This window comes from Mesorhizobium sp. WSM4822, from assembly GCF_055811155.1.
Genome location: NZ_JBVVQM010000107.1, coordinates 1 through 249, shown reverse-complemented (window position 1 = coordinate 249; position 249 = coordinate 1). Strand labels below are relative to the sequence as shown.

Here is a 249-nt window from a genome sequence, read left to right as displayed (position 1 = left end):
CGCGCGTATCGACCCAGCAATATTCGCCGTCGAAGCGACGCAGACGGTGCCTGCGCGCATACGGTTCGCCAGTGGCCAACGAATGAGCATAGTTCGCTTTGACGGCCGCCAGGTCGTCAGGATGAACGCCTTCATCGAGTGTCCCGGACAGGCGGGATTTTCCCTTGCCGTCCAATAACTCCAACTCATATCCGAGGAATTCGCGGAGCTGACGGCTTCGATATATCGGCTCACCGTTCGGTGCGGCGC

Annotated in this window: 1 protein-coding gene; it reads right to left on the bottom strand. The window is 59.8% G+C overall.

Going from position 1 to position 249, the window contains the following annotated elements; all coding sequences use genetic code 11:
* Positions 1-249: PAS domain-containing protein (locus tag AC0L3E_RS34730; protein ID WP_473606928.1), on the bottom strand; the 249-nt coding region annotated here is incomplete at both ends.